The organism is Cellulomonas wangleii, from assembly GCF_018388445.1.
Classification (GTDB): domain Bacteria; phylum Actinomycetota; class Actinomycetes; order Actinomycetales; family Cellulomonadaceae; genus Cellulomonas; species Cellulomonas wangleii.
Map to the genome: position 1 here is coordinate 2,709,369 of NZ_CP074405.1, position 26,011 is coordinate 2,735,379.

Sequence of the window (26,011 nt, forward strand, 5' to 3'; positions counted from 1 at the left end):
GCGCAGCCACCGCCCGGGGTGGGCCGACACGCGGTTACCGTGGTGCTCCCCGGCCAGTCAGGAGGCCCGCATGAGCCCCGACGTCCCCTCCCCCGACGGACCCGACGCGACCGGTCCGCAGCAGTGGGAGCAGATGCTGCGCGCGATGCTCGGTCCCGCGGCGGACGACGCGATCCGTGAGATGCGCGCGATGGGTGTCGACCCCGCCGCGCTGGCGGCCGGGTCCGGCCTGCCCACCGACCCCGTCGCGCTCCAGCAGGCGCTGGGCCAGGTGCAGCGCATGCTCGCGACGTCCGGCGACGAGCCCGTGAACTGGGAGATGGCCCACGACCTGGCCCGCCAGCAGGCCGCGGCCGGCGGTGACCCCACGCTGTCTCCCGGCCGCGTGAAGGAGGTCAGCGACGCGCTGTCGGTCGCCGAGCTGTGGCTCGACGCGGCGACCGAGCTCCCGCCGGCCGCGGGTACCGCCCACGCCTGGAGCCGCGCCGAGTGGGTGGAGGCGACGCTGCCCACGTGGCGCACGCTCACCGAGCCGGTCGCGGCGTCGCTCTCGGCCGCGCTGGCCGACGCGCTCGGTCCCGCCATCGGCGAGCTCGGCGAGGGTCTTCCCGGCGGCCTGCCGCCGGGGCTGCCGCCCGGCATGGCCGACCCCGCCCAGCTGCTGCGCGGTCTGGGCTCCGCGGTCTTCGGCCTGCAGGTCGGCCAGGCCGCGGGCACCCTGGCGCGTGAGGTCTTCGGCACCACCGACATCGGCCTGCCGCTGCTCGAGCGGCCCTCCCCCGCGCTGGTCGCGGCCAACGTCGACGCCTTCGCGGAGGGTCTGGACGTCCCGGTCGAGGAGGTGCGGCTCTACCTCGCGCTGCGCGAGGCGGCAGCGAACCGGCTCTTCGCGCACGTCCCCTGGCTGCGCGCGCACCTCCTCGACGCGGTCGCCGAGTACGCCCGCGGCATCGCGATCGACGTCGACCAGCTCGAGGACGCCGTGTCGTCGATCGACCCGAGCGACCCCGCGGCGCTGCAGGAGGCGTTGTCGGGCGGTGTGTTCGCCCCGCAGACGACGCCCGCGCAGCAGGCCGCCCTCGCCCGCCTGGAGCACGCCCTCGCGCTCGTCGAGGGCTGGGTCGACGAGGTCGCGACCACGGCCGCGACCCCGCACCTGCCGCACACCGTGCCGCTGCGGGAGATGGTGCGCCGTCGGCGCGCCGCCGGCGGTCCCGCGGAGCAGACGTTCGCCAGCCTCGTGGGCCTCGAGCTGCGGCCCCGGCGGCTGCGCGACGCGGCGACCGTGTGGGCGCACCTGACCGCCACGCGCGGTACCGCCGGGCGCGACGCCGTGTGGGAGCACCCCGACCTCGTCCCGACCCCCGCGGACCTCGACGACCCCCAGGGCTACGACGCACGTCGCGAGGCGGCGGTCGACGAGTCCGCGGACCTCGACCGCGCCCTGGCGCAGATCCTCGACGACGCGGCCGGCGCGGGCGGTGCCGCGCCCGACGGCGACGAGGGGACCCCTGGGACCCCCGCAGGCTGACCTGCCCGGTGAGCCGTCCGGCTCAGAGGTCGTCGGCGGGCGCGTCGGTGTCGTCGGTGCCCGGCTCGTCCGGCTCGTCGCCCTGCTCGTGCCCGTCCCGCGTGAACGCGCACCCCTCGAGGAACCCGCGGGCGCGCTGGGTGTGCGGGTAGGTGATCAGCTCGGCCCAGAACGCCTCGCCGTGACCCGGCTGCAGCAGGTGCGCCAGCTCGTGCAGCAGGACGTAGTCCAGCACCCAGCGCGGCATGCCCTGGACCCGGTCGGAGATCCGGATGGTCCCGTCCGCGGGGGTGCACGAGCCCCAGCGGCGCCCCTGGTTCGACGACCACCGGACGCTGCTCGGCACCGCACGGCCGCCGAGGTAGCGGCGGGACAGCTCGGTGGCGCGCGCGACCAGCTGGTCGTCGGACGGACGACGCCGGCGGTCCTGGGCGGCGAGGCGGTCCACCATGCGCCCGACCCACTCGCGCTCCTGCGCGCGCGTGAAGCGCGCGGGGATCGCGACGATGGTCCGCCCGCCCTCGCGCCAGGCGCTGACGGTCCGGGCACGACGGCGCGAGCGCCGCACCTCGACCGCGGGGCCCAGGGCCGGCGCGTCGGGCGACGGTCCGGCGGCACCGGGGTCACGGCGTGCGGAATCGCGCGGCGTCGCCTCGCGCGATGTCGGCACACCCGCACGCTAGCGCGCGCGACCCGCCACACGGTGTCGTGACGCCCGGCTTCACCCGGTGCGCGCCAGGCCGCGTGCCCTGAGCGACCCGCCCACGGGCACCGGCCACTACTGTGTGACCGCACGGCGGCCGTCACGGTCCCTGCCCCGGGCGCGATGCCACCGCCCGGTGAGGAGCACGAGGAGGGACCACATGGCCGACACCTGGGCGGGCGAGTTCTACTGCGTGAAGTGCAAGGAGAAGCGGGAGACGGAGGGCGACGTCGTCGTCTCCGAGTCGGGTCGCCGGATGGCGAAGGCCGTCTGCCCCGTCTGCGGCACCAAGCTCAACCGGATCCTCGGCAAGGCCTGAGAGCGCCCCGTCGCGGTCGACCGCGACGACCACGAGGGCACCGTCGCACGCGACGGTGCCCTCGTCGCGTCCGGGCTCGACCATCAGGGCTCGCCGCATCCGGGCTCGACGCATCAGGGCTCGACACGTCCCGGCTCGACGCATCGGCGACGGGCGGGCGCCCTCGACCCGGCCGTCGTCGGGACGCCGGTCGGGACGATCCCGGTGGCCACCCCCGGACCTGTGGACGACGCCGGCGGCGGCACGCCGCCCGGTGCCATCGTGGCGCGGTGACCGGTCCCGTCCCCCGCCCCGTCCAGCTGCGTCCGGGCCTGCGTGTGCTGCCGCGGGCCGCCGACGAGGTCCAGGTGGGCACCGACCCCCGCTGGGCGGTGCGCCTGGTGGGCCTGAGCGCCGCCGAGATGCGCCTGTGGACCGCCGTCGACGGCGCGACCGACCTGACGTCGCTGCCGGCCCTCGCGCGGACCGCCGGCGCCGACCCCGCCGCCGTGGCCGCCACGGTCGACGACCTGCGACACGCCGGCCTGACGCGGGCACGCCCCGACGCCACGGGCGCCGTGCACGGGCCGGCCGCCGCGGACGCCGCCGCGTGGACCCTGCTGCGCCCCGACGGCGCCGGCCCCGAGGTCGTGACCGGGCGGGCCGGTGCGGTCGTCGGCGTGGTCGGCCTCGGCCCGACCGGGCTGGGCGTGGCACGTCACCTCGCCGCTGCGGGCGTCGGCACGCTGCTGCTCGACGACGAGGCCCCCGTGCGCTCCCCCGACGTGGTCGCGGGCGGGCACCGGTGGGCCGACGTCGGCACGCCCCGGGTCGTGGCGGCGACCCGCGCGCTGCGGGAGGCAGCGCCCGGGACGCGGGTGACGACCGACGGTGAGCCGGACCTGGTCGTGGTCGTCGAGCAGCAGGCGGCGGACCCGCTGCGCACGGTCCGGCTCCTCGGCGAGCAGGTGACGCACCTGTCGGTGGTCCTGCGGCTCGCGGACGCCTCGGTCGGTCCGCTGGTGCGGCCCGGGACGGACCCGTGCCTCCGGTGCCTCGACCTGCACCGCTCGGACGCCGATCCGGGCTGGCCGGCGGTCCTGGGAGCCGTCACCACCGGCGCACGGGACGCCGGTGAGGTAGGCGTGCTCGCCGGTGCGTGCGCCGCGCTCGCGGCCGCGCACGTCCTGGCGTTCCTGGCCGGGACGGCACCGGCGCTCCGGGGCACGACGGTCGAGATCTCCCTGCCGGACCTCCGGCACCGGGAGCGCCGCTGGTCGGCGCACCCCGCCTGCGGGTGCCTGGCTCCCCCGGTCGCACCGGTGTCGCGCGCCGTGGCGCCGCCGGGGACATGACGGACGCCGGGTCGCGCGAGCGGTGAGCTCGCGCGACCCGGCGTGGTGGTGGGTCCTGCCGGTGCCGGTCACGCGCCGTGGCGCGTCAGGCCGCCGAGGCGTCCTTGCGCGGCCTGCCACGGCCCCGCTTGGTCGGCACGACGACACCGCCGACGAAGACCTGACCGCCCCACACACCCCACGGCTCGGCGCGTTCCACGGCGCCCGCGAGGCAGCCCTGGATCATCGGGCACTCGCGGCACAGGGCCTTCGCCCGCTCGACGTCGGCCTGCCGCTCGGCGAACCAGAGCTCGGCGTCGTGGGAACGGCACGGGATGAGGTCGGCGACCATCTGGTCGAACTGGTCGTCGGTCGTGGCGGTGCTGCCGGCGGGCCAGGGGCCGGAGCCGCCCTGGTTCACGGTGTCGAGCAGCGTGGTGAGCCGCACGATGTCCTCCTGGTGTCCTTGCGAGGTGAGCTGGGGGTACCGGATCGGGCCCGCTCGCCCCGGTGAGACCGGAGAGACGAGAAAGGCCGCGGATCCGAGATCGGACTCCGCGGCCTGCCTGGTGTGGCTGCTGCTACGGAGTCCTGGGGTGCAGATCGACGCGGGACGTCGCGGGACGCGGACGACGCTCGAGCCCGGCGACGGACGGAGCGATCCCCTGGAAGGTCCCGGCGGTGGGCGTGAGGGAACGCGCGTACGCGCGGACGAACGTCGACATGTCGATCATGTTGCTCTCCATCAGTGCACCCACCTCCTCTCCAGGTCGGGTCCCGCCTCTTCGGCAGCACCCCGCGAACAAGGACGTGACCACCCTAGGGCGGCCCGTCCGGGCGTCACAAGCAATTAACGGAAGTTCGTCCGCACGACTGGTCCGGGACCCTGCGGGTCGTCACCGGCGACCACCCGGAGCAGGGCGTCGCCGTACTCGTGCAGCCGCGTCTGCCCCAGTCCACGGACGTGCCGCAGGTCCTCCTGCGCCGTCGGCATGGCCGCGGCCACCGCCTCCAGCGCGACGTCCGGGAGCACCCGGAACGCGGGGACACCGCGCTCGTCGGCCACGTGGGCCCGCCACCGCCGCAACCGGTCCAGGACCGCGGGGTCGGCGGCGGCCGACGTCCGCCGTCCTGCGCCACGGTCCCGCTCCTCGCCCGGCCACAGGCCGGCGAGGAACCGCGAGCGGGTGCGGTTGGCCCGGGACCCGGGGGTGCGCGCCGCCGCGTAGGACAGCTCGAGGTGCCGTCGGGCACGCGTCACGCCGACGTAGAGCAGGCGGCGCTCCTCGGACACGGCCACCTCGGTCTGCGCCAGCGAGATCGGGAGCAGACCGTCCGACAGACCCGCCAGGAAGACCGCGTCCCACTCCAGGCCCTTGGCCGCGTGCAGGGACGCGAGGGTCACTCCGTCGACCGTGGGGGCGTGCTGCGCCGAGGCCCGGTCGTCGAGCTCGGCCACCAGGTCGGCGAGGGTCGCCCCGCCGCGCGCCTCGACCATGTCGTCCGCCAGACCCACGAGCGCCTGCATGGCGTCCCACCGCTCACGCGCCGCACCGCGCGCGGCGGGCGGCTGCGGGGACCAGCCGACGGACGTGAGGATGTCCCGGACGGTCTGCCCCAGCGGCACGTCGGGGTCGGCCGACCGCGCCCCGCCCCGCAGCAGCACCAGGGCGTCCCGCACGTCCCTGCGCGCGAAGAACCGCTCGCCACCGCGCACCTGGTAACCGACGCCGGCGGCGGCCAGCGCCTGCTCGAATGCCTCCGACTGCACGTTGGTGCGGTACAGCACCGCGATCTCGCTCGCGGGGACGCCGGACGCGATCAACCGCGCCGCGCGGGCGGCGATCCCGCTCGCCTCGGCCTCGTCGTCGTCGTACGCCGTGTAGCGGACCTGCGGACCGTCGGGCTGCTGCGCCACGAGGTGCAGGGGCACGGGGTCGCCTGGCCGCCGGGTGGCCGTCAGCACCCGGTTGGCCAGGCCCACGACCTGCGGCGTGGAGCGGTAGTCCCGCACCAGGCGTACGACCCGGGTGCCCGGGTGCTTGCCCGCGAACGTGAGCAGGTGGTGCGGGGTCGCCCCGGCGAACGAGTAGATGGTCTGGCTCGGGTCCCCCACGACGCACACGTCGTGCCGGCCGCCCAGCCACTGGTCGAGCAGGTACTGCTGGAGCGGGCTGACGTCCTGGTACTCGTCGACGACGAAGTGCCGGTACTGCGCCCGCACCTCGTCGGCCACCTCGCCGCGCTGCGCGAGCATCGCCGCGAGCAGCAGCAGCACGTCCTCGAAGTCGATGACGCCGCGCTCGGTCTTGACGTCCTCGTAGGCCGTCAGCAGTCGCGCGACCGCCTGCGCGTCCTGCCCTGCGGGTGCGGGACGCCGCACGGCGGCGGCGGCGCGCTCGTAGTCCTCGGCGGTGACGAGCGACACCTTGGCCCACTCGATCTCGGCGGCGAGGTCCCGCACCGAGATGCGATCGACCCCCACGCCGACCCGACGCCCCGCCTCGGCGACGAGCGTGGCCTTCTGCTCCACCAGGCGCGGCGGCGCACCCCCCACGACGCGGGGCCAGAAGTGCCCGAGCTGGCGCAGCGCGGCTGCGTGGAACGTGCGCGCCTGGACGCCGCTCGCCCCCAGGTCACGCAGCCGTACCCGCATCTCGCCGGCCGCCCGCGCGGTGAAGGTGACGGCCAGCACCGAGGCCGGGCGGTACACACCGGTGCGCACGCCGTAGGCGATGCGGTGCGTCAGCGCACGGGTCTTGCCCGTACCGGCGCCGGCGAGGACGCAGACGGGACCGGTCAGAGCGGTCGCGACGGCGCGCTGCTCGGGATCGAGCGCGTCGAGGAGGGAGTCGGCGGACATCGGGTCCAGTCTCCCAGCACCCGCCGACACGCCGTGCGAGGATCTGTGGACGAGACGGACGGCGAGGACTGCGAGGAGCCATGACGACCCCCACCCCGGCACCGGGCACCGTGACGATGTACTCGACCACGTGGTGCGGCTACTGCCACCGCCTGCGCACGCAGCTCGACTCGGCGGGCATCGCGTACGACGTCGTCGACATCGAGCAGCAGCCGGACGCGGCACGGTTCGTGGAGGAGATCAACGGCGGGAACCAGACGGTGCCGACGGTCGTGTTCCCCGACGGGTCCGCCGCGACCAACCCGTCCCTCGCGCAGGTCCGCGAGCGCCTCGGGGTCTGAGGCGCCACGCCTCACCCGGGGAACGGGCCGCCCCACCACTGCTCGACGAGGGCACGTGCGATGGAGGCCCCGCCCGGCAGCAGGACGTCCCCGGACGCGACCGCGGCGGTCAGCTCGTCGCGTGTGAACCAGCGCGCGTCGGCCATCTCGACGCCGTCGACGCGGACGGCCGTGCTGGTCGCCCGTGCCCGGAAGCCGAGCATCAGCGAGGCCGGGAACGGCCACGGCTGGCTCCCGACGTAGTCGACCTCGTCGACGACGACGCCCGTCTCCTCGTGGACCTCGCGCCGCACGGCCTGCTCGGCCGACTCCCCCGCCTCGACGAACCCCGCGAGCGTCGACCAGCGGCCCGCCGGCCAGGCGGCGGCGTGCCCGAGCAGCAGGCGGTCGTCCGCGTCGACGACCGCCATGATGACCGCGGGGTCCGTGCGCGGGTAGTGCTCGGAGCCGTCGACGTCGCACACGCGGGACCAGCCCGCCTGCGCCACCCGCGTCGGCGCGCCGCACCGCGGGCAGCGCGGGTGCCGGTCGTGCCAGGCGTCGAGGGCGACCGCGGCCGTCGCGAGACCCGCGTCGTGGGCGTCGAGCGAGGCCCCGACGGTCCGCAGCGACCCCCAGCCGTCACGCGCCACCGGACCGTCGGGCAGGTGCACCAGGACGTCCGCCGGCTCGCCTCCGGTGCTCAGCGGGTGGCGGTCGTGCAGCCGCAGGGCGAGCACGCGCGTCCCGTCGTCCTCGACGCCCAGCAGCAGCCAGCGGTCGATCGGGGGTGCCGCCGCGTCCGCGGGCCCCGGGCCGCCCGCGGCGTACACCCGGGCGGCGTCGGCGGGCGTGAGCCAGCGCACGGCGGCCGCGCCCGTCAGCAGCAGCCCGCCGTCGCGCACGGCCAGCACCCGCGTGCGGGGATCCGCGAGCGCGGCGGGCAGCACGTCCTGCCGGTCCCGCAGCAGGGCGGCGCGGTCCACGGAGGCCCGGGCGAGCGGAAGGTCGGGGAGGACGTCAGGGATCACCCGGCCACGCTAGCCGCCGGACCCGGCCGCCGCGGTCGGCCGTCCGCGGGCGGGCCGTCGGCGGCAGCAACAGCGGCGGGCAGCGGCAGCGGCGGGCAACGACAGCGGCGGCCGGGGACAGCGGCGGCACCGCAGGGCGCCGGCGGGCGCACGGGGACGTGCCCGGACGAACCGGGCGCCAACACGCCGTGCCGGACGGGCGGGAGCAGCCACGCGGCGTCCTACGCTTGCGGTCGTGACCCGTTCGCCGCTCGCACTCGCCGCACTCGCGACCGTCGCCGTCCCCGGTCTGGACGCCTACGACGTGCGGCGCCCCCTGCACCCGGGCTCGGACTTCGACGTCGCCGTGGTCGTGGACTCGGTGCGCCAGCGCTGGGTCGTCCGCGCCCCGCAGCACGCCGCTGCGGGTGCCGCGCTCGAGGCTGAGGTCGCTCTGCTCGAGGCGCTCGGCCCGTACGCCGACGACGGCCGCCTGCCGTTCGCCGTGCCGCGGCCCGCGGGCTTCGCGCACCTGCCCGAGGGTGGCCGCGCCAGCGTCCACCGGGAGGTGCCGGGCCGTCCGCTGGAGCTCGAGCGGCTGCGCCCCGGGCCCGGCCTCGCCGCCGCCGTCGGACGGGCCGTCGCCGCGGTGCACGAGCTGCCGACGTCGGTGGTCGAGAACGCGGGCCTGGCGGTGTACGACGCCGCCGGGTACCGCGACCGGCGGCAGGCGGAGGTGGACGAGGCGGCCGGCACGGGGCTCGTCCCGCCGGTGCTGCTGCGCCGCTGGGAGGAGATGCTCGAGGACGTCGCGATGTGGCGGTTCCGGCCGACGGTGGTGCACGGCGACCTGTCGAGCAACCACGTCCTGGTGGCCGACGGCGCGGTCGCCGGCGTGCTCGACTGGGGCTCCACGATGGTGGCGGACCCGGCCGACGACCTGTCCTGGTTGCTCGTGTCCGCACCGCAGGACGCGGTCGACGCGATCCTCGAGGCCTACCTGCTGCGCCGGACCGAGCTGACGGACCCGCACCTGGCCGACCGCGCGCTGCTCGCCGGCGAGCTGGCGCTGGCGCGGTGGCTGCTGCACGGCGTGCGCACCCACCGCAAGGACGTCGTCGACGACGCGGTGCAGATGCTGCACGACCTCGAGGAGCACACCCGCGTCGACGAGGCCGCCGGGGCGTACTGAGCCCGCGGGTCACCGGCCCGCCTGCCGCACCGAGCCGCTCGCAGCCCCGGCGACACCGTCAGGACCGCGAACCGCGGCGCGCACCGGGGCCGGCCCCGTGGCGCACCGCCCCGCGGGCGCCGCCCGACCCGGCGGGACCGTCCGACCGTGCGGGACCGTCCGACCCGGCGGGACCGTCCGGTGCCGCCTCGGCGAGCAGCCGCGCCACGTCGTCGGGGCCGGGCAGCCGGTCCGGGACCACGGTGACCCCGGCGCCGACGTAGCAGAAGGCCGCCCGCACCAGCTCGGGGTCGGTCCCGGTGAGCCGCGCCCACGCGATCCGGTAGACGGCCAGCTGCAGGTCACGGGAGGCGCGGGCCGCGGTGTCGCGCGGGGGTGCGCCGGTCTTCCAGTCGACGACGACCACGGCCCCCGGGACGTCGGGACGGTCGGGGTCGGCGAAGACCGCGTCGATGCGCGAGCGCAGCACGTAGCCGCCGACGGTGGTCTCGACGTCGACCTCGACCGCCAGCGGCGAGCGGTGCGCCCACGGTGTGCGCAGGAAGGCGGCGCGCAGCTCGGCCTGGTCCGGGTCGCCCGGCAGGACGTCGTCGTCGGCGCCCGGCAGGTCGTCGACGTCGACGAGCGTGGCCCTGCCGTACCAGGACTCGACCCACGCGTGGAACGCGGTGCCGCGGCGGGCCTGCGGCGACGGCTCGCGCGGCACCGGACGCCGCAGCCCCAGCGCGAACTGCTCCGGCTGGGCGTCGAGGCGGACGAGCGACGACGCGGACAGGTGGGCCGGCAGCGCGACGCGGGCGTCCCCGCGACGGCGCGCCGCCTGCTCCGCGAGCAGCCGGTCCGCGAGCGCGTCCCAGTCCTCGGCACCGCCGTCATCGCGCCCGACCCCTGCTACGTCGGCCGCGTCATCGGTGCTCGCACGGTCGCCCGTGCCCCCGCCGGGGACACCGTCGTCCGGCGCCCGGGGTGCGGGCACGTCGCCCCGGCCCGGTGCCACCGACGCGAGCGCGGCCCGGACCGCGTCGGCCGCCGCGCTCACGGCGTCACGCCGGGGCGCGGCACCGTCCACCGCGAACGGGTCGGCCGGCCAGGTGGCCGCCGACGTCAGGGCCGCCCGCGGGTTGGCTGCGCCCGGCTCGGGCTCGTCGGCACGGGCCACGACGTCCACGAGTCCCGCGTCGACCAGGTCCGTGAGGAACGGCGACAGCCGCCGGGCCGCCTTCGGGTCCCCCCAGTACGCCGCGGAGAGCAGCAGGTCCTCACGCGCCCGGGTGACGGCGACGTACGCCAGACGGCGCTCCTCGGCGACCTGGTGGTCGCCGGCGTCCAGCCGCAGCCGCTCCAGCCGGTCGGCGAGCTCCTTGGGCGACTCGGCGCCCGCGCACGCCAGGAGCGGCAGCTCGTCGGCGTCACCCCGCAGCGGGTACGGCAGCACACCCAGCCCCGTGAGCCACGCGGAGTCCTTCGGCCCGTCCTTGCCGAGCATCGCGGTGGCGGGCAACCCGCCGTCGACCATGCCCGCGACGGCCACGGCGTCCCACTCCAGGCCCTTCGCCGCGTGCACGGTCATCACCTGCACCGCGTCGGGGTCCGGCTCGGTGACGGGCAGCTCGAGGCCGTCCTCGCGGGCGTCCGCCGCCTCGAGCCACGCCAGGAACGCCCCCAGCGTGGGACGGTCGGCACCGCGGGCGAACTCCGCGGCCACGTCGGCGAACGCGTCGAGGTGGGCGCGCGCCCGGCCCGGTGTGACGTCGGCACGGGCCTGCACCTCGATGTCGAGGCCGAACAGCCGTTCGGCCTCCCCCACCAGCTCGGGGAGCGAGAGCCCCTGCTGCGCGCGGACGGCGCGCAGCACCCCGGCGAGCTCGGTGAGCCGCCGGCGCCCCTCCGCGCTGAGCGAGCGGCCCGCGGGGCTGCGCCAGCCGGGCGGGGGCGGGTCGTCCACCGCGTCGACCAGGCTGCGCTCGTCGACGACGTCGGCCTGCACCCCGGGCACCCGCGCGCCCGCCGGCCGGGCTCCCTGCCGCGCCCAGTCCCCCAGGGCGTGCAGGTCCGCGGCACCGAGCCGGGTGCGGGCACCGGTGAGCAGGCGCACGACCGCGTCGCCGCGCGTCGGGTCGTGCGCCGCCTGCAGCACGGCGACCAGGTCGACGACCTCGGGCGTCGCCAGCAGCCCGCCCAGTCCGACGACCTCGACCGGCAGCCCCGCGGCCCGCAGCGCCCGCCGGACGGGCTCGAACTGGGACCGCTTGCGGCACAGCACCGCGGCGGTCCGCCGGCCACCCGGCGCGTGGCCGGGGCGCCACCGCCGTCCGACCCAGGCGGCCACGGCCTCCGCCTCGTCCTCGACCGTGCTCGCGACGACCGCCTGCACGGCACCGGGCCCGGCTCCGGGCCGCGGCGCGAGCCGCGGCACCTCGACGCGGGCCGCACCGGTGCGCAGGGGCGCGGCGACGTGGTTGGCGGCGTCGAGCACGGCGACGTCGTTGCGCCACGACGTGGACAGCTGCGCCACGGCGGCGGGGCGTCGGTCCTGCGTGCCGTCCGGTGCCGTGACCACCACCGGGAACGCCGCGGGGAACCGCGCCAGCCCCCCGGGGCTGGCACCGCGCCAGCCGTAGATGGACTGGTGCGGGTCCCCGACGGCCGTGACCGGGTGACCGCCGGAGAACAGCGCCTGCAGCAGCACGAGCTGCGCGTACGACGTGTCCTGGTACTCGTCGAGCAGCACGACGCGGAACCGGTCGCGCTCCCCGGCCCCGACCTCCGGGACGTCGCGCGCGATCCGGGCGGCCAGCGCCACCTGGTCACCGAAGTCGAGGCTGTCGGCGGCCCGCTTGCGGGCACGGTAGTCGGCCACCAGGTCGAGCACCCGGGCACGCTCCCCCAGCGACGCCACGAGGTCACGGACCCGGGCGTACGGCGCGCGGGGGGGCGTGCCCGCCGGGGTGGCCTGCAGGTCCGCGACGATCGCCTCGATCCCCTGCCGCGCACCGGCGGGGTCCAGCAGGTGCTCGTCGAGCGCACCCGACAGGGACAGGACGGCCTCGACCACCGTCGACGTGGCCGCCGACGTCTCCAGGTCGCCCGCCCACGACTCGACCACCTGCGAGGCGAGCTGCCACTGCGCCGCCTCCCCCAGCAGCCGTGCCCCGGGCTCGACGCCGAGGCGCAACGCGTGGTCGGAGACGAGCGAGGCCGCGTACGCGTGGTACGTCGAGACGTGGGGCCGCGCGAGCTCGTCGACGACGCCCACGCCCGTCGGCAGCTCGACGCCCTCCGCCGCCGCCGACCTGGCCAGGGCGCGGAGCCGTCGCCGCACCCGCTCCGAGAGCTCCCCGGCCGCCTTGCGCGTGAAGGTGAGGCCCAGCACCTGCTCCGGCGCGACCAGCCCGTTGGCGACCAGCCACACGACGCGCGCCGCCATCGTCTCGGTCTTGCCGGACCCGGCACCCGCGACGACGAGCGACGGGAGCAGGGGCGCCTCGATGACGGCCCGCTGCTCCTCGGTCGGGGGATGCTGCCCCACGAGCCGGGCGATCTGCAGCGCGGACAGGCGCGTGGCCGCCGGCGCGACGTCGGCGCTCATGCCACCACCTGCCCGCCCTCGCCGCGCAGCGGGCACGAGCGGCGCACCGGGCAGCGGTCGCAGAGGTCGTTGGCACGGGCCTCGAAGCTCGACGCGGCCATCCGCCCCGCGACCTCGTCGACGAGCTCGCGAGCCCAGACCGGCCCGTCGTCCGGTGCACCCAGGCCGTCCTGCCGTCGTTGCGTCGGGGCGCCCGAGCCCTGTGCGAGGTGCACGAGCCGGGCACCGACGCTGCGGGTCCCCGGCTCCAGCCCGGGCACCGCCCCCTCGTCCACCGCGAGCTGGTAGGCACCGAGCTGCGCGTGCTCCGCCGCCTGCGCGAGCGTCGGGACGCGCGACCCCGTCTTGAGGTCGACGACCTCGACCGCGGTGCCTGCCTCGTCCCCCTCGGTCACGACGCGCTCCACGCGGTCCACCGACCCGCGCACCACGGCACGGTCGGTCTCGAGCGAGAACGGCGCCTCGACCAGCAGGGGCTCGCCGGAGTCCCGCAGGTACGCGGCGAGCCGGACCAGCATCGCGTCGGCCCGGCGCCGGGCGGCCAGCGCGGGCCAGCCCTCACCGAGGCCCAGCTCGTCCCACCGGCGGTCCAGCTCCGCGCGCAGCGTCGGCAGGTCGGCCGTCGGGTGCTCCTGGGCGATCGCGTGCACGAGGGTGCCGAGCGACTGCTGGGCGGACGACGCCGGAGTGCCCCCGGCCGTCTCGAGCGCCCACCGCAGCGCGCAGCGCTGGGCCGTCTCGAGGCGTGACGGCGAGACGGGGACCTTGACGTCGGCCGGCCACAGCGGCGCGTCGCTGGACGGCTCCGGCAGCCCGAACCACGACGCGGGGTCCGCGCCCGGCACGCCGTGCGCCGCCAGGCGGGCCAGCGTCCGGGCGGCGGCGGGGTCGGGACGCCCGTGGGCCGCCGTGCGCTCCAGGGTCGCCCGCAGGCGCGCGACCAGCCCGCGCAGGTCGAGCGGCGCCGGCGCACTGGTCCGCCGGGGGTCGGGGCCGTCGTCGTCGGACCCGGGCTGCACCAGGTCGACGAACGGCGACGGCGTCGCGTCCTGGTCGTCGACGGCGGTGACCAGCAGGTGGGTGCGGGCCCGCGAGCAGGCGAGCGCGAACGCGCGCAGCTCGTCCGCCAGGACGGCCGCCCGCGCCTCGCGCGCGGCCTCCTGCCCCGCGGCACCGGCCACCTGCCGTCCGTCGAGGAGGTCGACGAGCGCCTGCGCCCCGAGCATGGAGTCGCGCAGCCGCAGGTCCGGCCAGACGCCCTCCTGCACGCCCACCACCGCGACGACCTCCCACGACCCGCCCGCCGCACCGGCGGGGGTCAGCACGCTGACCCCCGCCGCACGCGACGCGGGGGCCAGGGAGTCCGCCGGCAGGTCCTGCGCGAGCACCCAGTCGACGAACGCGAGCGGCGCCGCCTGCGGCATGCGCTCGACGAACGTCTCGGCCGCCCGGAACAGCGCCAGGACCGCGTCGAGGTCACGGTCCGCCCGCTCCCCGCCCGACCCGCCCGCGAGCGCGGCACGCCGCCAGGGGTCGGCCAGGCCGGCCCGGTCCCACACCGCCCACAGGACGGCCTGGACGTCCGCCCCGGGCTGCGCCGCCGCGTCGCGCCCCGCCTGCAGCACCGCGGCCAGGCGCTGCACCGGGCGCCCGACGTGCGGCTCCAGGGTCGCGGCCCGGTCCGGCGCGGACAGCGCCTCCACGAGCAGCAGGTCGCTCGACCGCCCACCGCCGCCCGCCAGCTCCTCCGCCCGCAGCGCACGACGGACACGGCGCAGCCCGACGGCGTCGAGCCCGCCCAGCGGTGAGCACGCCAGCCGGGCGGCCACCTCCGCGTCGAGCTCCTCCGGCCGCAGCGCGACCCGCACCGCGTCGAGCAGCGGGCGCACCGCCGGCTCGTCGCGCAGCGGCACGTCGCTGCCCACCACGCGGACCGGCACGCCCGCCTGGGCCAGCGCGCGCCGGACCGCCGTGACGCGGCTGCCGGCCCGCGCGAGCACGGCCATGCCGTCCCAGGGGATCTTGTCCTGCAGGTGGGCACGCCGCAGCCGGTGCGCCACCCACGCCGCCTCCTGCGCCGCGCTGGGCAGCACGGCGACGCGCGGCTCGGGCCCGGTGGCCCGGTCGGCGGGCACGTCGGCCCGGCGGTGGGCGACGGTGCCGGACGCCGCGACCCGCTGCGTGATCCGCTCGGTGACCTCGCGCAGGGGTGCGGTCTGGCGCCAGACCGTCCGCAGCACGACGTGCTCCGCGGCGAGCTCACCGGTCCCGGCCGCGGCGGCCCGGGCCACGAGCGCGGGCTGCGCACCGCGGAAGGTCTGCACCGCGACGTCCGGGTCACCCAGCAGCAGCAGGCGCGCGCCGCCGTCGGCGAACGCGCGCAGCAGCCGCGCGGTGGCCGCCGTGCTCTCCTGGTGGTCGTCCACCACCACCAGGCTGCGCCGCGGGCACGGGACCCCGGGCACGTCGTCGTCCCAGCGCCGCAGCGCCGCCACCGCCGCGTCGACGACGACGGCGGGGTCCAGGCGCTCCCCGGCGTCCGGCGTCGACGTGGCGAGTGCCATCACGTCGAGGTACTCCTCGTAGACCCGGGCGGCCGCCACCCACGCCGGGCGCTCCTCGCGCCGCCCGAGCGCGGCGAGGTCGCCCGGTGCCAGCCCGCGCTCGGCCGCACGCATGAGCAGGTCGCGCAGCTCGTCGCGGAAGGCGCGGGTACCCAGCGCGGCCTCCGGCACGCCCGGCGGCCACACGGGCCCGGGCACCTCCCCCGACGCGTGGCCCGCGAGCAGCTCGGCGAGCGCCACGTCCTGCTCCGGGCCGGAGACCAGCACCGGCGCGGGCTCCCCCAGGGCCCCCGCGCGCGCCCGCAGCACGGCGAAGGCGACCGCGGCGGGCGTCTGCACCAGCGGCCGCCCGGCGGTGCGCCCCAGGCGCACCGCGAGGCGGTCGCGCAGGTCGCCCGCGGCGCGGCGGCTCGCGGCCAGCACGAGGACGTCGTCCGGTGCCGTCCCCGCGTCGACGGCCGCGGCGGCCGCCTCCAGCGCGAGCGTCGTGCGACCCGTCCCCGGCGCACCCGTCACCAGCAGCACGCGGTCGGCGCCGGCGACCACGCGCTCGACCACCTCGCGCTGGCGGTCGTCCAGGACGGGGCGCGCACCGGCGCCGAGCGCGGCGCGCCGGACCAGGGGTGCGGCCACGAGCCGGGTGGTCGGTGCCGTCGTCACGGGCCCGATCACACCACGGCCCACCGACAGCCGGGACCGGGCACGCCGACCACGGGACGCGGGCTCCCGGGTGGCGGCCATGACCCCTGCACGCAACACGCCGTCGCTACGATCGCCTGATGACCAGCGCCCAGGACTCAGCCGAGCCGCGGCCGCGCGGACCCCGGATGGCGCGCGCCGAGCGCCGGTCCCAGCTCCTCGCGATCGCGCTCGAGCTGTTCGCCACGGAGGGCTTCCACCACGTCTCGATGGACGACATCGCCGACCGGGCGGAGGTGAGCAAGCCGGTGCTGTACCGGCACTTCCCGTCCAAGCTGGACCTGTACCTCGCGGTCGTGGACGAGCAGGGCACGGCGCTGCTCGCGGCCGTGGAGCAGGCGGTCGCGCCGATCGAGGCGGGGCCCGTCGGGCGCGGCGAGGGTCGTGCGGTCGTGGCCGCCGTGGTCGCGGCGTACGTCGAGTTCGTGCAGGTCGCCGGCGAGTCCTCCACGCTCCTGTTCGAGTCCGACGTCACCCACGACTCGCAGGTGCGCGGCCGGGTGGAGCACGCGTCGGCCGAGGCGACCCGCCGCATCGCGGACGTGCTGGCGGCGGCGACCGGACGGGACCGCGCCGACGCCGACGTGCTCGCCGCGGCCCTGGTCGCCACCGCGCAGGGCGCGGCCACCTACTGGCTGCGGCACGGTGACGGGCGCGGCGCGCAGCGGGTCGTCGACCTGGTCTCGGACCTGCAGTGGCGAGGGCTGGCCGGTCTCGTCCGTCCCGACTACCCGTACGAGGGCGCCTAGGATCGTGGCGACCGCCCGGCGACGCCGGGACCCGTCCGATGAGGAGTGCCCGTGGAGATCACGATCGGCGTGCAGCACCTGTCGCGCGAGCTGACGCTCGAGTCCGACCAGACGGCGGACGAGATCGCAACGGCCGTCCGGGCCGCGCTCGACGGCACGGCGGCGACGCTCGAGCTGACGGACGTCCGCGGACGTCGCGTCGTCGTGCCCACCGCCGTCCTCGGCTTCGTCGAGATCGGCGCGGAGACCAAGGGCCGCGTGGGCTTCGGCACGATCTGAGCCGTCCACCCGGCGCCCGGCTGCGGCCGGGCGCCGGGTGCGTCCGGACCCCGCACCCGCGCGCGGCGACGGGTCAGGCGGTCAGGTGCAGCCGCGACATCCGGCGCGTGTGCTCGGCCGTCAGCTCGTTGAGCACGGGCGCCGGGATCTGGGCCGCCCGATCCTGCGTCCCGCCCGCGGCTGCAGCCGCACCCGCACCCGTACCCGCGCGGTCGAGCGACCGCGCGACCTCGGGCCGCTGCGCCAGCCGCTGCACCACGCCGAGCGCCTCGCCGACGAGGCGGCGCCCCCACAGCGCCAGCCGCGAGGACAGGACGTCGTCGCCCGCGCAGGCCTCGTCCAGCTCGCGCACCGCCAGCTCGGTGCGTGACGCGTCGTCGAGCACCTCGGCCACCAGCCGCGCCGAGTCGGGGTCCAGGCCACGGGCCACGAGCCGGCAGAAGTCGTCCGCGACGCCGTACCCGACGTACGTCTTGAGGAGCCGCTCGGCCCACGAGCTCGCCGGGGTGCGCGCGTCGAAGTCGTCGAGCAGCCCGTCGAACCGGCCGAACGCCGCCGACGCGTCGCCGCCGAGCTCGTCGATCCGCGCCAGGACGCGGTCCCGCCGCTCGACGCACCGGGCCGCCTGCCGGGAGAAGGCCAGCGCCTGCTCGGGCCCGGGCGCCTGCCGGGCGTCGTCGGCGAGCCGCTCGAACGCCTGGTGCTCCAGGCTCGCGACGAGGCCCAGGACCTCCACGGCGTCGTCGGCGTGCGCGGCGACGGCGTCCTTCCCGGCGCGGTTGGCGGACCGGTCGTCGGCGCCCGCCTTGCCGGGGCTGAGGGGACGGGCGTTGCCGGCGCTGGTCGTCATCCCGCGATCGTAACGCCGCCGGACGCGCCGGTCGGGGCAGCCGCCGGGGCACCGGGACGGACGTCCGATAGACTGGCTGTGTACAACCCCGTACATCGGTTGCCCGTTCGTCTCGGTTTCCCGGTCCGGCCCGTGCCGCGACCCTCCCCGCTCGACGCGCACCGGCCCGCCTGCCCGCCGGGCTCTCCCGCCCGCGGACGTGCCGGCAGGGTGCGCCGCGCGGGGCGACTTCTACGATCGGCTGCCGGCCAACCCGCGTGGCGCAGCCCGCTGTCGCCCGGGGCGGACGAGCGCGCGACGCGCCGCCGGCCCCCCGGCCCGCACCGTGAGCCGCCACCCTGGCAGTGAAGAGCCGCCCGTGACCACCGACCAGACCGTCGACCAGGAGCAGCGCGACGACGCCTCCGTCGACTCCCCCACCACCGCCGAGGCCGTGACCGAGGTCCGCACCGCGGCCGACGCCGTGCCGACCGAGTCGCCGACCGGGTCCCGGCGCGCCGCCTCGGTGCAGGCGGTCGACGCCTCGTTCGCCGACTTCGACGTGCGCCCCGAGATCGTCGCGGCGCTCGCCGCCGCCGGCATCTCCCAGCCGTTCCCCATCCAGGCCATGACCCTGCCGGTCGCCCTGGCCGGCCACGACATCATCGGCCAGGCCAAGACCGGCACCGGCAAGACCCTCGGCTTCGGCGTCCCGCTGCTGCACCGCGTGGTCGCACCCGGTGAGGACGGCTACGACCGCCTGCCCGCCCCGGGCGAGCCGCAGGCGCTCGTCGTCGTGCCGACCCGTGAGCTCGCCGTGCAGGTCGCCGGCGACCTCGCGATGGCGTCCACCGGCCGCAAGGTCCGCATCGTGCAGGTCTACGGCGGGCGCGCGTACGAGCCGCAGGTCGAGGCCCTGCAGCGCGGTGCGGACGTCGTCGTCGGCACGCCCGGCCGCATGATCGACCTGCTGAACCAGCGCCACCTGCGGCTGAAGCACGCGACGGAGGTCGTGCTCGACGAGGCCGACGAGATGCTCGACCTGGGCTTCCTGCCCGACGTCGAGAAGCTGCTGGCCGCCACGCCGCCCAACCGGCACACCATGCTCTTCTCCGCGACCATGCCGGGGGCCGTCGTCGCGATGGCGCGGCGCTACATGTCGCAGCCCACGCACATCCGCGCGTCCGCGCCGGACGACGAGGGCCAGACGGTCAAGAACATCAAGCAGGTCGCGTACCGCGCGCACGCGCTCGACAAGGTCGAGCTGCTCGCGCGGATCCTGCAGGCCAACGGCCGCGGCCTGACCATCGTGTTCGCGCGCACCAAGCGCACCGCCGCCAAGGTCGCCGACGAGCTCGTCGACCGCGGGTTCGCCGCCGGCGCCCTCCACGGCGACCTCGGTCAGGGCGCCCGCGAGCAGGCGCTGCGCGCGTTCCGCCACGGCAAGGTCGACGTGCTCGTCGCCACCGACGTCGCCGCGCGCGGCATCGACGTCGAGGACGTCACGCACGTCATCAACTACCAGTGCCCCGAGGACGAGAAGACGTACCTGCACCGCACCGGCCGCACCGGCCGCGCGGGCAACAAGGGCACGGCCGTGACGTTCGTCGACTGGGACGACCTGCCGCGCTGGGGCCTCATCGACAAGTCGCTCGACCTCGGCATCCCCACCCCGGTCGAGACGTACTCGTCGTCGGAGCACGTCTACACGGACCTCGACATCCCGAAGGGCGTCACGGGCCGGCTGCCGAAGTCGCAGCAGACCCGCGCCGGCCTGGGCGCCGAGGTGCTCGAGGACCTCGGCGAGACCGGCAAGCGCGGCGGCGGCGCACGACCCGCCCGCTCGGACGACGGTCGCCCCGGTCGCCGCGAGGGCGGCCGTGACGGTGAGCGCGGCGGCGGCCGTGACGGCCAGCGTGACGGCGGTCGCAGCGGGTCCCGGCCCGCGGAGCGGACCGGCGAGCCCGCGGAGCGGACCGGCGAGGGCGACGCCGAGGGCGGCTCCCGTCGCCGCCGGGGCGGCCGTGGCCGCACCGGTGCCGAGGGCGCACCCACGGGCGAGCGGACCGCCGAGCCGACGTCGGAGCGTCCCGCCGCTGACGCCGCGCCCTCGCGCCCGGCAGCCGACGGCGCCACCGGCCCCGACGCCGGCGAGTCCGGCGGACCGCGCCGTCGCCGTCGCCGTCGCTCGCGCGGCGGGTCCGCCGGTGCGTCGTCCGACGCCGGTTCGCCGGCCCCGACGGACGCCTGACCCCTGCACGTCCGTCCGGCCCCCTCACCCTGCGGTGAGGGGGCCGGACGCGTGAGAGGCCCGGACGCGCCCGGACGCGTCAGACCTGGCGCGCGAACGTCAGCACGGCGTCCGCGAGCAGCTGCACCGCGATCGCGGCGAGCAGCAGGCCGGCGATCCGGCTGACGAGCATGGTCCCGGAGTCCTTGAGGACCCGGTGGATCACGCCGGCGAACCGCATGGACAGCCACAGGCACAGGTGCACGAGCACCACGCCCAGCGCCAGCGCGGCCCAGTCGGACGGCTCGGTGGACTGCTGGACGAACACCATGGTCGCGACGATCGCACCCGGGCCGGCGAGCAGCGGCGTGCCCAGCGGCACCAGGGCGACGTTGCCCTGCGTGCCCTCGTACCCCTCGTTGCTGTCCATCTTGCCGGTCAGCAGCTCCATCGCGACGAGCAGGAGCAGCAGGCCACCAGCACCCTGCAGCGCCTCGACCGACACGTGCAGGTAGTTCAGCAGCGACTGGCCGAACAGCGCGAAGCCGACGATGACACCGAAGGCGACGAGGATCGCCTGACGCGCCGCCCGCGTCCGCTGCTGGCGGGTCATGGACCCGGTGAGCGCGAGGAAGATCGGCACGGTCCCCGGCGGGTCCATGATGACGAACAAGGTGACGAACACCGACGCGAACAGCTGGATGTCGAGCACGCCGCTCACGCGGTCACCACCTCCGTCGTCCCCTGCCGGACGATCTCGTCCAGCACCTGCGGCTCGGTGAGGTTCTCGCCCAGCCGGTTGAGCTTTCCCGTGCCGTGGTAGTCGCTCGACCCCGTGACCAGCAGCCCGAGCCGCTCGGCGATCGCGAGCAGCCGCTCGCGCTGCGCCGGCGAGTGGTCACGGTGGAAGACCTCGAGGCCCGCCAGGCCCGCCTCGGCGAGCTCGTCGAACACGCGGTCGGGCACGATGCGTCCCCGGGCGTCGGCGGCCGGGTGCGCGAAGACCGGGACGCCGCCCGACGCCCGGATCGCCGCGACGGCGTCGGGGGCCTCGGGTGCGTAGTGGTCGACGTGGTACGGACCGTCGGACGCCAGGAGGTGCGCGAAGGCGACGTCCCGGTCGGGCACGACGCCCCGAGCGACCAGGGCGTCCGCGATGTGCGGGCGGCCGACGGCCACGGCGTCCCGCGCCTGGTCCAGCACGTCCTGCCAGGTGATCGGGACGTCCCGGGCCAGCCGCTCCACGATGCGCTGCGCGCGGTGCACGCGCGAGTCGCGGGCCCGCGCGAGCTCGTCGGCCAGGGCGGGGCGGTCCGGGTCCTGGAGGTACGACAGCAGGTGCACGCTGACGCCACGGGACCGGGCCGACACCTCGGTGCCCCGCACGAGCGCGACGCCGACGTCCCGCGCGGCGGCCGCCGCCTCGTCCCAGCCGTCCGTCGTGTCGTGGTCGGTGAGCGCGACGACGTCCAGGCCTGCGTCCCGAGCGGCGGTGACGAGCTCCGCGGGGGTCTGCGTGCCGTCCGACGCCCGGGAGTGCGTGTGGAGGTCGATGCGCACCTGCTCACGCTAGCCCCTCGCACCCGGGACACCGCGCCGGGGGCGGGCGGTGCGAGACTGGGAGGGTGTGCACCGACCAGCATCCCGAGAACCTCACCTCCGAGACGCTCACGCCGGCCGCCGAGGAGCAGCCGCTCGAGGAGCGCGGCTCCAACCGGTCGCACCGGCCGCAGTCACGGCGCTTCGTCGAGTTCGTGACGTCCGGCTGGGGCGAGCGTCCGGCGTCGACCGCCACCCGCGCCCCCGTCGCGGACATGGCCGCCGCACGGCGCAGCGCGCTCTCCGCGCAGTTCCCCGGCACGCGGCTCGTGGTGCCCGCCGGGTCGTTCAAGGTGCGGTCGAACGACACCGACTTCCGGTTCCGCCCGCACGCGGCCTTCGCCCACCTCACCGGGCTGGGCACCGAGCAGGAGCCCGACGCCGTGCTGGTGCTGCACCCCGTGCCGGACGGCACCGGCGACGACGGCAGCGCGCACCGCGCCGTGCTCTACATGAACCCGCTGGCCGGGCGCGACACCCCCGAGTTCTTCTCCGACGCCCGGTACGGCGAGTTCTGGGTGGGCGCACGGCCCACGCTCGACGAGATCGCCACGACCACCGGCATCACGACCGCGCACCTCGACGACCTGCGCGACGCCCTGGCGAAGGACGTGGGAGCCGGCGGTGTGCAGGTCCTGGTCGTCCCCGAGTCCGACGAGGCCGTCGAGGAGGTCGTCGCGCAGATCCGCGGCGAGGAAGCCACGGGCGAGGCCGACGCGCGGCTCGCGGAGGCGCTCTCGGAGCTGCGGCTCCTCAAGGACGCGTACGAGGTCGAGCAGATGCGGCTGGCGGTCGACGCGACGATCGCGGGCTTCGAGAAGGTGGTGCGCGCCCTGCCGCGCGCGGTCGCGCACCGTCGCGGCGAGCGCGTCATCGAGGGCACGTTCCTGGGGCACGCGCGCGAGGAGGGCAACGACGTCGGCTACACGACGATCGCCGCCGCGGGCGACCACGCGACCACGCTGCACTGGACCGACAACGACGGCCTGGTGCGCCCGGGCGAGCTGGTCCTCGTCGACGCCGGCGTGGAGGTCGACTCGCTCTACACCGCGGACGTCACCCGCACGCTGCCCGTGGACGGCACGTTCACGGAGGTGCAGCGCCGCGTCTACCAGGCCGTGCTCGACGCCGCCGACGCCGGGTTCGAGGCCGCGGTCCCCGGTGCCCGGTTCCGCGACGTGCACGACGCGGCCATGCGCGTGCTGGCCGCGAGGCTCGAGGAGTGGGGGCTGCTGCCGGTCAGCGCCGAGGAGTCCCTCCACCCCGACAACCAGCACCACCGCCGCTGGATGGTCCACGGCACGTCGCACCACCTCGGCCTCGACGTGCACGACTGCGCGCAGGCCCGGGCCGAGCTCTACCTGGACGGCGTGCTGCAGCCCGGCATGGTGTTCACCATCGAGCCGGGCCTGTACTTCAAGTCCGACGACCTGCTGGTGCCGGCCGAGTACCGCGGCATCGGGGTGCGCATCGAGGACGACGTCCTCGTCACGGCCGACGGCAACGAGAACCTCTCGGCGGCGCTGCCGCGGGACCCCGATGCCGTCGAGGCCTGGATGGCCGCGCTCCGCGAGGGCTGAGTCGGCGTCGCCCGGGCCCCGGTGACCCGCCGGGGCTCAGGCGCTCGGAGGCGCCGGCGGTGCGGGCGGCTGCGCGGGCGGCGCGGGTGGCTGCTGCGCCGGCGGCGGGGTCGTGGGCGGTCCGTACCCCGGCCGGGGGTCGGACGGCGGGGCCCCGACCGGGGGTGCCGGCGGACGCACCGGCTCGGGCCAGCCCGAGACCACGCCCCCGGTGTCCGCCAGCAGGGTGCGCGCCCGGTGGGCGTGCTCGGCCTGGCACAGCACGGAGTACGACGTGGCGACGATCTGGCTGGCGGACGCGAAGTCCCGCCGACCGCGCGTGAGCGAGTACCCGATGACGGAGAACAGCAGCCCGAACGCACCGCCGAACAGCACGGCCGGCAGCATGACACTGGCGCCGCCCGTCGAGAACAGCGTGAGGATCAGCCCCACGAACAGGCCGAACCACGCACCGGACAGGAACCCGCCCAGCGCCGCGCTCGGGTACGACAGCCGACGGATGACGCGCTCGACCATGCGCAGGTCCGTGCCGACGATGGTCACCGCCCGCACCGGGAACTGCTTCTCGGCGAGCAGCTCGACGGCCTTCTGCGCCTGCAGGTACGTGCCGTAGGTCGCGACGGTCTCGCCCGTCGGCAGGGTGGGCGTCGTGGGGATGCGCTCGGACTGCGGGAACGACATGTGCTGATCCTCCCGCACCGGCCCCGGGGCCGCCAGGGAGCGTCCGGCTCGCCGGGCCGGCGGCGGGCCGGACGGGAGGTCGGCGTCTAGGCTGACCGGCGTGAGCAGCGTCGGCGCCCGGGTGTTCGTCGCGCGTCTCGCCGGCACCGCCGTCTTCGACCCGATCGGCGACGAGGTCGGCCGGGTGCGCGACGTCGTCGTGCTCGTGCGCCTGACGGGCGCACCCCGCGCGGTGGGCCTGGTGGTCGAGGTCCCCGGCCGGCGCCGGGTCTTCCTGCCGCTGACGCGCGTGACGGCGGTCGACGCGGGCCAGGTCATCTCCACCGGGCTGGTCAACATGCGCCGCTTCGAGCAGCGCGTGTCCGAGACCCTGGTGGTGGGCGAGCTGCTGGACCGTACGGTCGAGCTCGCCGACGGCTCGGGCACGGCGCGCGTCGAGGACGTGGCGATGGAGCTGCAGCGCAACGGCGACTGGTGGGTCACCAAGGTCTTCGTGCGGCGCACCGACCAGCGCGGTGGCCTGCTGCGCCGGCGGGGCGAGACGATGCTGCTGCCGATCGAGGAGGTCGTGGGCCTCGGTCGCCCGTCGGAGTCGCAGGGCGCCCAGCTGCTGCTCGCCCAGTACGAGGACCTCAAGCCCGCCGACCTGGCGGACGTGCTGCACGACATGGGCGTGCGGCGCCGGCTGGAGGTCGCCTCGGCGCTCGACGACGAGCGCCTGGCGGACGTGCTCGAGGAGCTGCCCGAGGACGACCAGGTGGCGATCCTGGGCGGGCTGGAGCGCGGGCGCGCGGCCGACGTGCTGGAGGCGATGCAGCCCGACGACGCCGCCGACCTGCTGGGCGAGCTGCCCCAGGAGCAGGCGGCCGAGCTGCTGGCGCTCATGGAGCCGGCCGAGGCCAAGGACGTGCGCCGCCTGCTGGCGTACGAGGACAACACCGCGGGGGGTCTGATGACCACCGAGCCGGTGATCCTGGGGCCGGAGACGTCGATCGCCGCGGCGCTGGCCCACGTGCGGCGACAGGACCTCAACCCCGCCCTCGCGTCGCTCGTCTTCGTCGCCCGCCCGCCCCTGGAGACGCCGACCGGCCGCTACATCGGCGTCGTGCACCTCCAGCGGATGCTGCGCGAGCCGCCGCACGAGGCGATCGGGCAGATCGTGGACACGGACCTGGAACCGGTCGCGGTGGACGCGCCGCTGCTGTCGGTGACGCGCCAGCTGGCGACGTACAACCTGCTGGCCCTGCCGGTCGTCGACGAGCAGCGCCGCCTGCTGGGCGCGGTGTCGGTCGACGACGTGCTGGACCACCTGCTGCCCGACGACTGGCGCGAGACCGACGACGTGCACGTGGGGCCGCCGACGCGGCCCACCGCGGTGACGCGCGACGGCAGGGCGGTGGGACGTGGCTGAGCGTCTCGACCAGCCGCGGGTGCGCGGCCGCTCCCTGCTGCCCCGCTGGCAGGTCGAGGCGGACGCCTCGGGCCGCGTCTCGGAGTCCATCGCGCGGTTCCTCGGCACGCCGCGGTTCATCCTGTACCTGACGGCGTTCTGCGTGGTGTGGCTCGCGTGGAACTCGTGGGGTCCGGAGCACCTGCGGTTCGACCAGTCGGAGAACGGCTTCACCGCCCTGACGCTGATGCTCTCGCTGCAGGCGTCGTACGCCGCCCCGCTGATCCTGCTCGCGCAGAACCGCCAGGCGGACCGGGACCGCGTCTCGGCGGAGCAGGACCGGCAGCGGGCCGAGCGCAACCTGGCCGACACGGAGTTCCTGGCCCGCGAGATGGCGTCGCTGCGCATCGCCCTGTCCGAGGTCGCCACCCGCGACTTCGTCCGCTCCGAGCTGCGGGGCCTCCTGGAGGACCTGCAGGCGGAGCAGGCCGCGGCCGCGGACGACCACCACGACCGGCGGCACGGCGACGCACGGCGCGGCACGGCCGACCGCTGACCACGGGGCGTCGGG

21 protein-coding genes are annotated in these 26,011 nt (G+C 76.8%); 11 read left to right on the forward strand and 10 right to left on the reverse strand.

Annotation, left to right across the window (positions count from 1 at the left end; translation table 11 throughout):
* Window positions 1-70: 70 nt before the first annotated feature.
* A complete protein-coding gene (locus KG103_RS12425; protein WP_207338893.1) occupies window positions 71-1,531 on the forward strand; it encodes a zinc-dependent metalloprotease in 1,461 nt (486 codons plus the stop codon).
* A gap of 22 nt (window positions 1,532-1,553) precedes the next feature.
* Here KG103_RS12425 and KG103_RS12430 read toward each other — a convergent pair whose 3' ends face one another.
* Complete coding sequence (locus KG103_RS12430; protein WP_207800284.1) at window positions 1,554-2,117, reverse strand: M48 metallopeptidase family protein; 564 nt, start codon at window positions 2,115-2,117, stop codon at window positions 1,554-1,556.
* Window positions 2,118-2,394: 277 nt separating this feature from the next.
* On the opposite strand from KG103_RS12430, the gene KG103_RS12435 reads away from it, so the two are divergent.
* The gene (locus KG103_RS12435) at window positions 2,395-2,553 is read left to right on the forward strand and encodes a DUF5679 domain-containing protein (RefSeq protein WP_089798585.1); all 159 of its coding nucleotides are present in this window, start codon (window positions 2,395-2,397) and stop codon (window positions 2,551-2,553) included.
* A gap of 269 nt (window positions 2,554-2,822) precedes the next feature.
* Window positions 2,823-3,887 (forward strand): ThiF family adenylyltransferase, encoded by a 1,065-nt coding sequence (locus KG103_RS12440; protein WP_207338895.1) that lies wholly within the window; start codon window positions 2,823-2,825, stop codon window positions 3,885-3,887.
* A gap of 85 nt (window positions 3,888-3,972) precedes the next feature.
* On the opposite strand, the gene KG103_RS12445 is transcribed toward KG103_RS12440, so the two are convergent.
* Together KG103_RS12445 and KG103_RS12450 are read right to left on the reverse strand one after the other, a co-directional pair.
* The gene (locus KG103_RS12445) at window positions 3,973-4,314 is read right to left on the reverse strand and encodes a WhiB family transcriptional regulator (protein ID WP_307859505.1); all 342 of its coding nucleotides are present in this window, start codon (window positions 4,312-4,314) and stop codon (window positions 3,973-3,975) included.
* Window positions 4,315-4,716: 402 nt separating this feature from the next.
* Window positions 4,717-6,729 carry an ATP-dependent helicase gene (locus KG103_RS12450; protein WP_207338897.1) on the reverse strand — a complete coding sequence of 671 codons (2,013 nt, stop codon included), beginning with the start codon at window positions 6,727-6,729 and terminating at the stop codon, window positions 4,717-4,719.
* 80 nt (window positions 6,730-6,809) lie between these two features.
* Between KG103_RS12450 and KG103_RS12455 the strand changes: the two genes are divergently transcribed.
* Window positions 6,810-7,070: a mycoredoxin gene (locus tag KG103_RS12455; protein ID WP_207338898.1), complete on the forward strand. Its 261-nt coding sequence runs from the start codon at window positions 6,810-6,812 to the stop codon at window positions 7,068-7,070.
* Between the two features lie 11 nt (window positions 7,071-7,081).
* Here the strand turns inward: KG103_RS12455 and nudC are convergent, their stop codons facing one another.
* Window positions 7,082-8,080 carry an NAD(+) diphosphatase gene (nudC, locus tag KG103_RS12460; RefSeq protein WP_207338899.1) on the reverse strand — a complete coding sequence of 333 codons (999 nt, stop codon included), beginning with the start codon at window positions 8,078-8,080 and terminating at the stop codon, window positions 7,082-7,084.
* 235 nt (window positions 8,081-8,315) lie between these two features.
* On the opposite strand from nudC, the gene KG103_RS12465 reads away from it, so the two are divergent.
* Complete coding sequence (locus KG103_RS12465; protein WP_207338900.1) at window positions 8,316-9,251, forward strand: phosphotransferase; 936 nt, start codon at window positions 8,316-8,318, stop codon at window positions 9,249-9,251.
* Window positions 9,252-9,309: 58 nt separating this feature from the next.
* Here the strand turns inward: KG103_RS12465 and KG103_RS12470 are convergent, their stop codons facing one another.
* Together KG103_RS12470 and KG103_RS12475 are read right to left on the reverse strand one after the other, a co-directional pair.
* Complete coding sequence (locus tag KG103_RS12470; RefSeq protein WP_243656156.1) at window positions 9,310-12,840, reverse strand: ATP-dependent helicase; 3,531 nt, start codon at window positions 12,838-12,840, stop codon at window positions 9,310-9,312.
* Complete coding sequence (locus KG103_RS12475) at window positions 12,837-16,064, reverse strand: ATP-dependent helicase (RefSeq protein ID WP_207338901.1); 3,228 nt, start codon at window positions 16,062-16,064, stop codon at window positions 12,837-12,839. The genes KG103_RS12470 and KG103_RS12475 overlap by 4 nt, the downstream gene beginning before the upstream one ends.
* Window positions 16,065-16,183: 119 nt before the next feature.
* On the opposite strand from KG103_RS12475, the gene KG103_RS12480 reads away from it, so the two are divergent.
* Together KG103_RS12480 and KG103_RS12485 are read left to right on the forward strand one after the other, a co-directional pair.
* The gene (locus KG103_RS12480; protein WP_207338902.1) at window positions 16,184-16,852 is read left to right on the forward strand and encodes a TetR/AcrR family transcriptional regulator; all 669 of its coding nucleotides are present in this window, start codon (window positions 16,184-16,186) and stop codon (window positions 16,850-16,852) included.
* 51 nt (window positions 16,853-16,903) lie between these two features.
* Complete coding sequence (locus tag KG103_RS12485; RefSeq protein ID WP_207338903.1) at window positions 16,904-17,131, forward strand: DUF3107 domain-containing protein; 228 nt, start codon at window positions 16,904-16,906, stop codon at window positions 17,129-17,131.
* Between the two features lie 73 nt (window positions 17,132-17,204).
* Here KG103_RS12485 and KG103_RS12490 read toward each other — a convergent pair whose 3' ends face one another.
* Window positions 17,205-17,981, reverse strand: coding sequence for a ferritin-like fold-containing protein (locus KG103_RS12490; protein WP_207338904.1), 777 nt, complete (start codon window positions 17,979-17,981; stop codon window positions 17,205-17,207).
* 358 nt (window positions 17,982-18,339) lie between these two features.
* Here KG103_RS12490 and KG103_RS12495 point away from each other — a divergent pair, with 358 nt between their 5' ends.
* Window positions 18,340-20,211 carry a DEAD/DEAH box helicase gene (locus tag KG103_RS12495; RefSeq protein WP_207338905.1) on the forward strand — a complete coding sequence of 624 codons (1,872 nt, stop codon included), beginning with the start codon at window positions 18,340-18,342 and terminating at the stop codon, window positions 20,209-20,211.
* Window positions 20,212-20,290: 79 nt separating this feature from the next.
* On the opposite strand, the gene KG103_RS12500 is transcribed toward KG103_RS12495, so the two are convergent.
* Together KG103_RS12500 and KG103_RS12505 are read right to left on the reverse strand one after the other, a co-directional pair.
* Window positions 20,291-20,911, reverse strand: a complete 621-nt coding sequence (locus tag KG103_RS12500; RefSeq protein WP_207338906.1) for a MarC family protein — start codon at window positions 20,909-20,911, stop codon at window positions 20,291-20,293.
* The gene (locus KG103_RS12505; RefSeq protein WP_207338907.1) at window positions 20,908-21,750 is read right to left on the reverse strand and encodes a PHP domain-containing protein; all 843 of its coding nucleotides are present in this window, start codon (window positions 21,748-21,750) and stop codon (window positions 20,908-20,910) included. The genes KG103_RS12500 and KG103_RS12505 overlap by 4 nt, the downstream gene beginning before the upstream one ends.
* 65 nt (window positions 21,751-21,815) lie before the next feature.
* Between KG103_RS12505 and KG103_RS12510 the strand changes: the two genes are divergently transcribed.
* Complete coding sequence (locus tag KG103_RS12510; protein ID WP_207338908.1) at window positions 21,816-23,369, forward strand: aminopeptidase P family protein; 1,554 nt, start codon at window positions 21,816-21,818, stop codon at window positions 23,367-23,369.
* 36 nt (window positions 23,370-23,405) lie between these two features.
* On the opposite strand, the gene KG103_RS12515 is transcribed toward KG103_RS12510, so the two are convergent.
* On the reverse strand, window positions 23,406-24,050 hold the full coding sequence (locus KG103_RS12515; protein WP_207338909.1) for a general stress protein: 645 nt from the start codon (window positions 24,048-24,050) through the stop codon (window positions 23,406-23,408).
* 100 nt (window positions 24,051-24,150) lie between these two features.
* Between KG103_RS12515 and KG103_RS12520 the strand changes: the two genes are divergently transcribed.
* Together KG103_RS12520 and KG103_RS12525 are read left to right on the forward strand one after the other, a co-directional pair.
* Window positions 24,151-25,461, forward strand: coding sequence for a magnesium transporter MgtE N-terminal domain-containing protein (locus KG103_RS12520; RefSeq protein ID WP_207338910.1), 1,311 nt, complete (start codon window positions 24,151-24,153; stop codon window positions 25,459-25,461).
* Window positions 25,454-25,996: a DUF1003 domain-containing protein gene (locus KG103_RS12525; protein ID WP_207338911.1), complete on the forward strand. Its 543-nt coding sequence runs from the start codon at window positions 25,454-25,456 to the stop codon at window positions 25,994-25,996. The genes KG103_RS12520 and KG103_RS12525 overlap by 8 nt, the downstream gene beginning before the upstream one ends.
* Window positions 25,997-26,011: the final 15 nt, after the last annotated feature.

Excerpts from the sequence above, each read along its gene's own strand:
- KG103_RS12425 (WP_207338893.1), top strand. The coding sequence starts at position 71 with ATGAGCCCCGACGTCCCCTCCCCCGACGGACCCGACGCGACCGGTCCG.
- KG103_RS12435 (WP_089798585.1), top strand. The coding sequence starts at position 2,395 with ATGGCCGACACCTGGGCGGGCGAGTTCTACTGCGTGAAGTGCAAGGAG.
- KG103_RS12450 (WP_207338897.1), bottom strand. The coding sequence starts at position 6,729 with ATGTCCGCCGACTCCCTCCTCGACGCGCTCGATCCCGAGCAGCGCGCC.
- KG103_RS12455 (WP_207338898.1), top strand. The coding sequence starts at position 6,810 with ATGACGACCCCCACCCCGGCACCGGGCACCGTGACGATGTACTCGACC.
- KG103_RS12470 (WP_243656156.1), bottom strand. The coding sequence starts at position 12,840 with ATGAGCGCCGACGTCGCGCCGGCGGCCACGCGCCTGTCCGCGCTGCAG.
- KG103_RS12480 (WP_207338902.1), top strand. The coding sequence starts at position 16,184 with ATGACCAGCGCCCAGGACTCAGCCGAGCCGCGGCCGCGCGGACCCCGG.
- KG103_RS12490 (WP_207338904.1), bottom strand. The coding sequence starts at position 17,981 with ATGACGACCAGCGCCGGCAACGCCCGTCCCCTCAGCCCCGGCAAGGCG.
- KG103_RS12515 (WP_207338909.1), bottom strand. The coding sequence starts at position 24,050 with ATGTCGTTCCCGCAGTCCGAGCGCATCCCCACGACGCCCACCCTGCCG.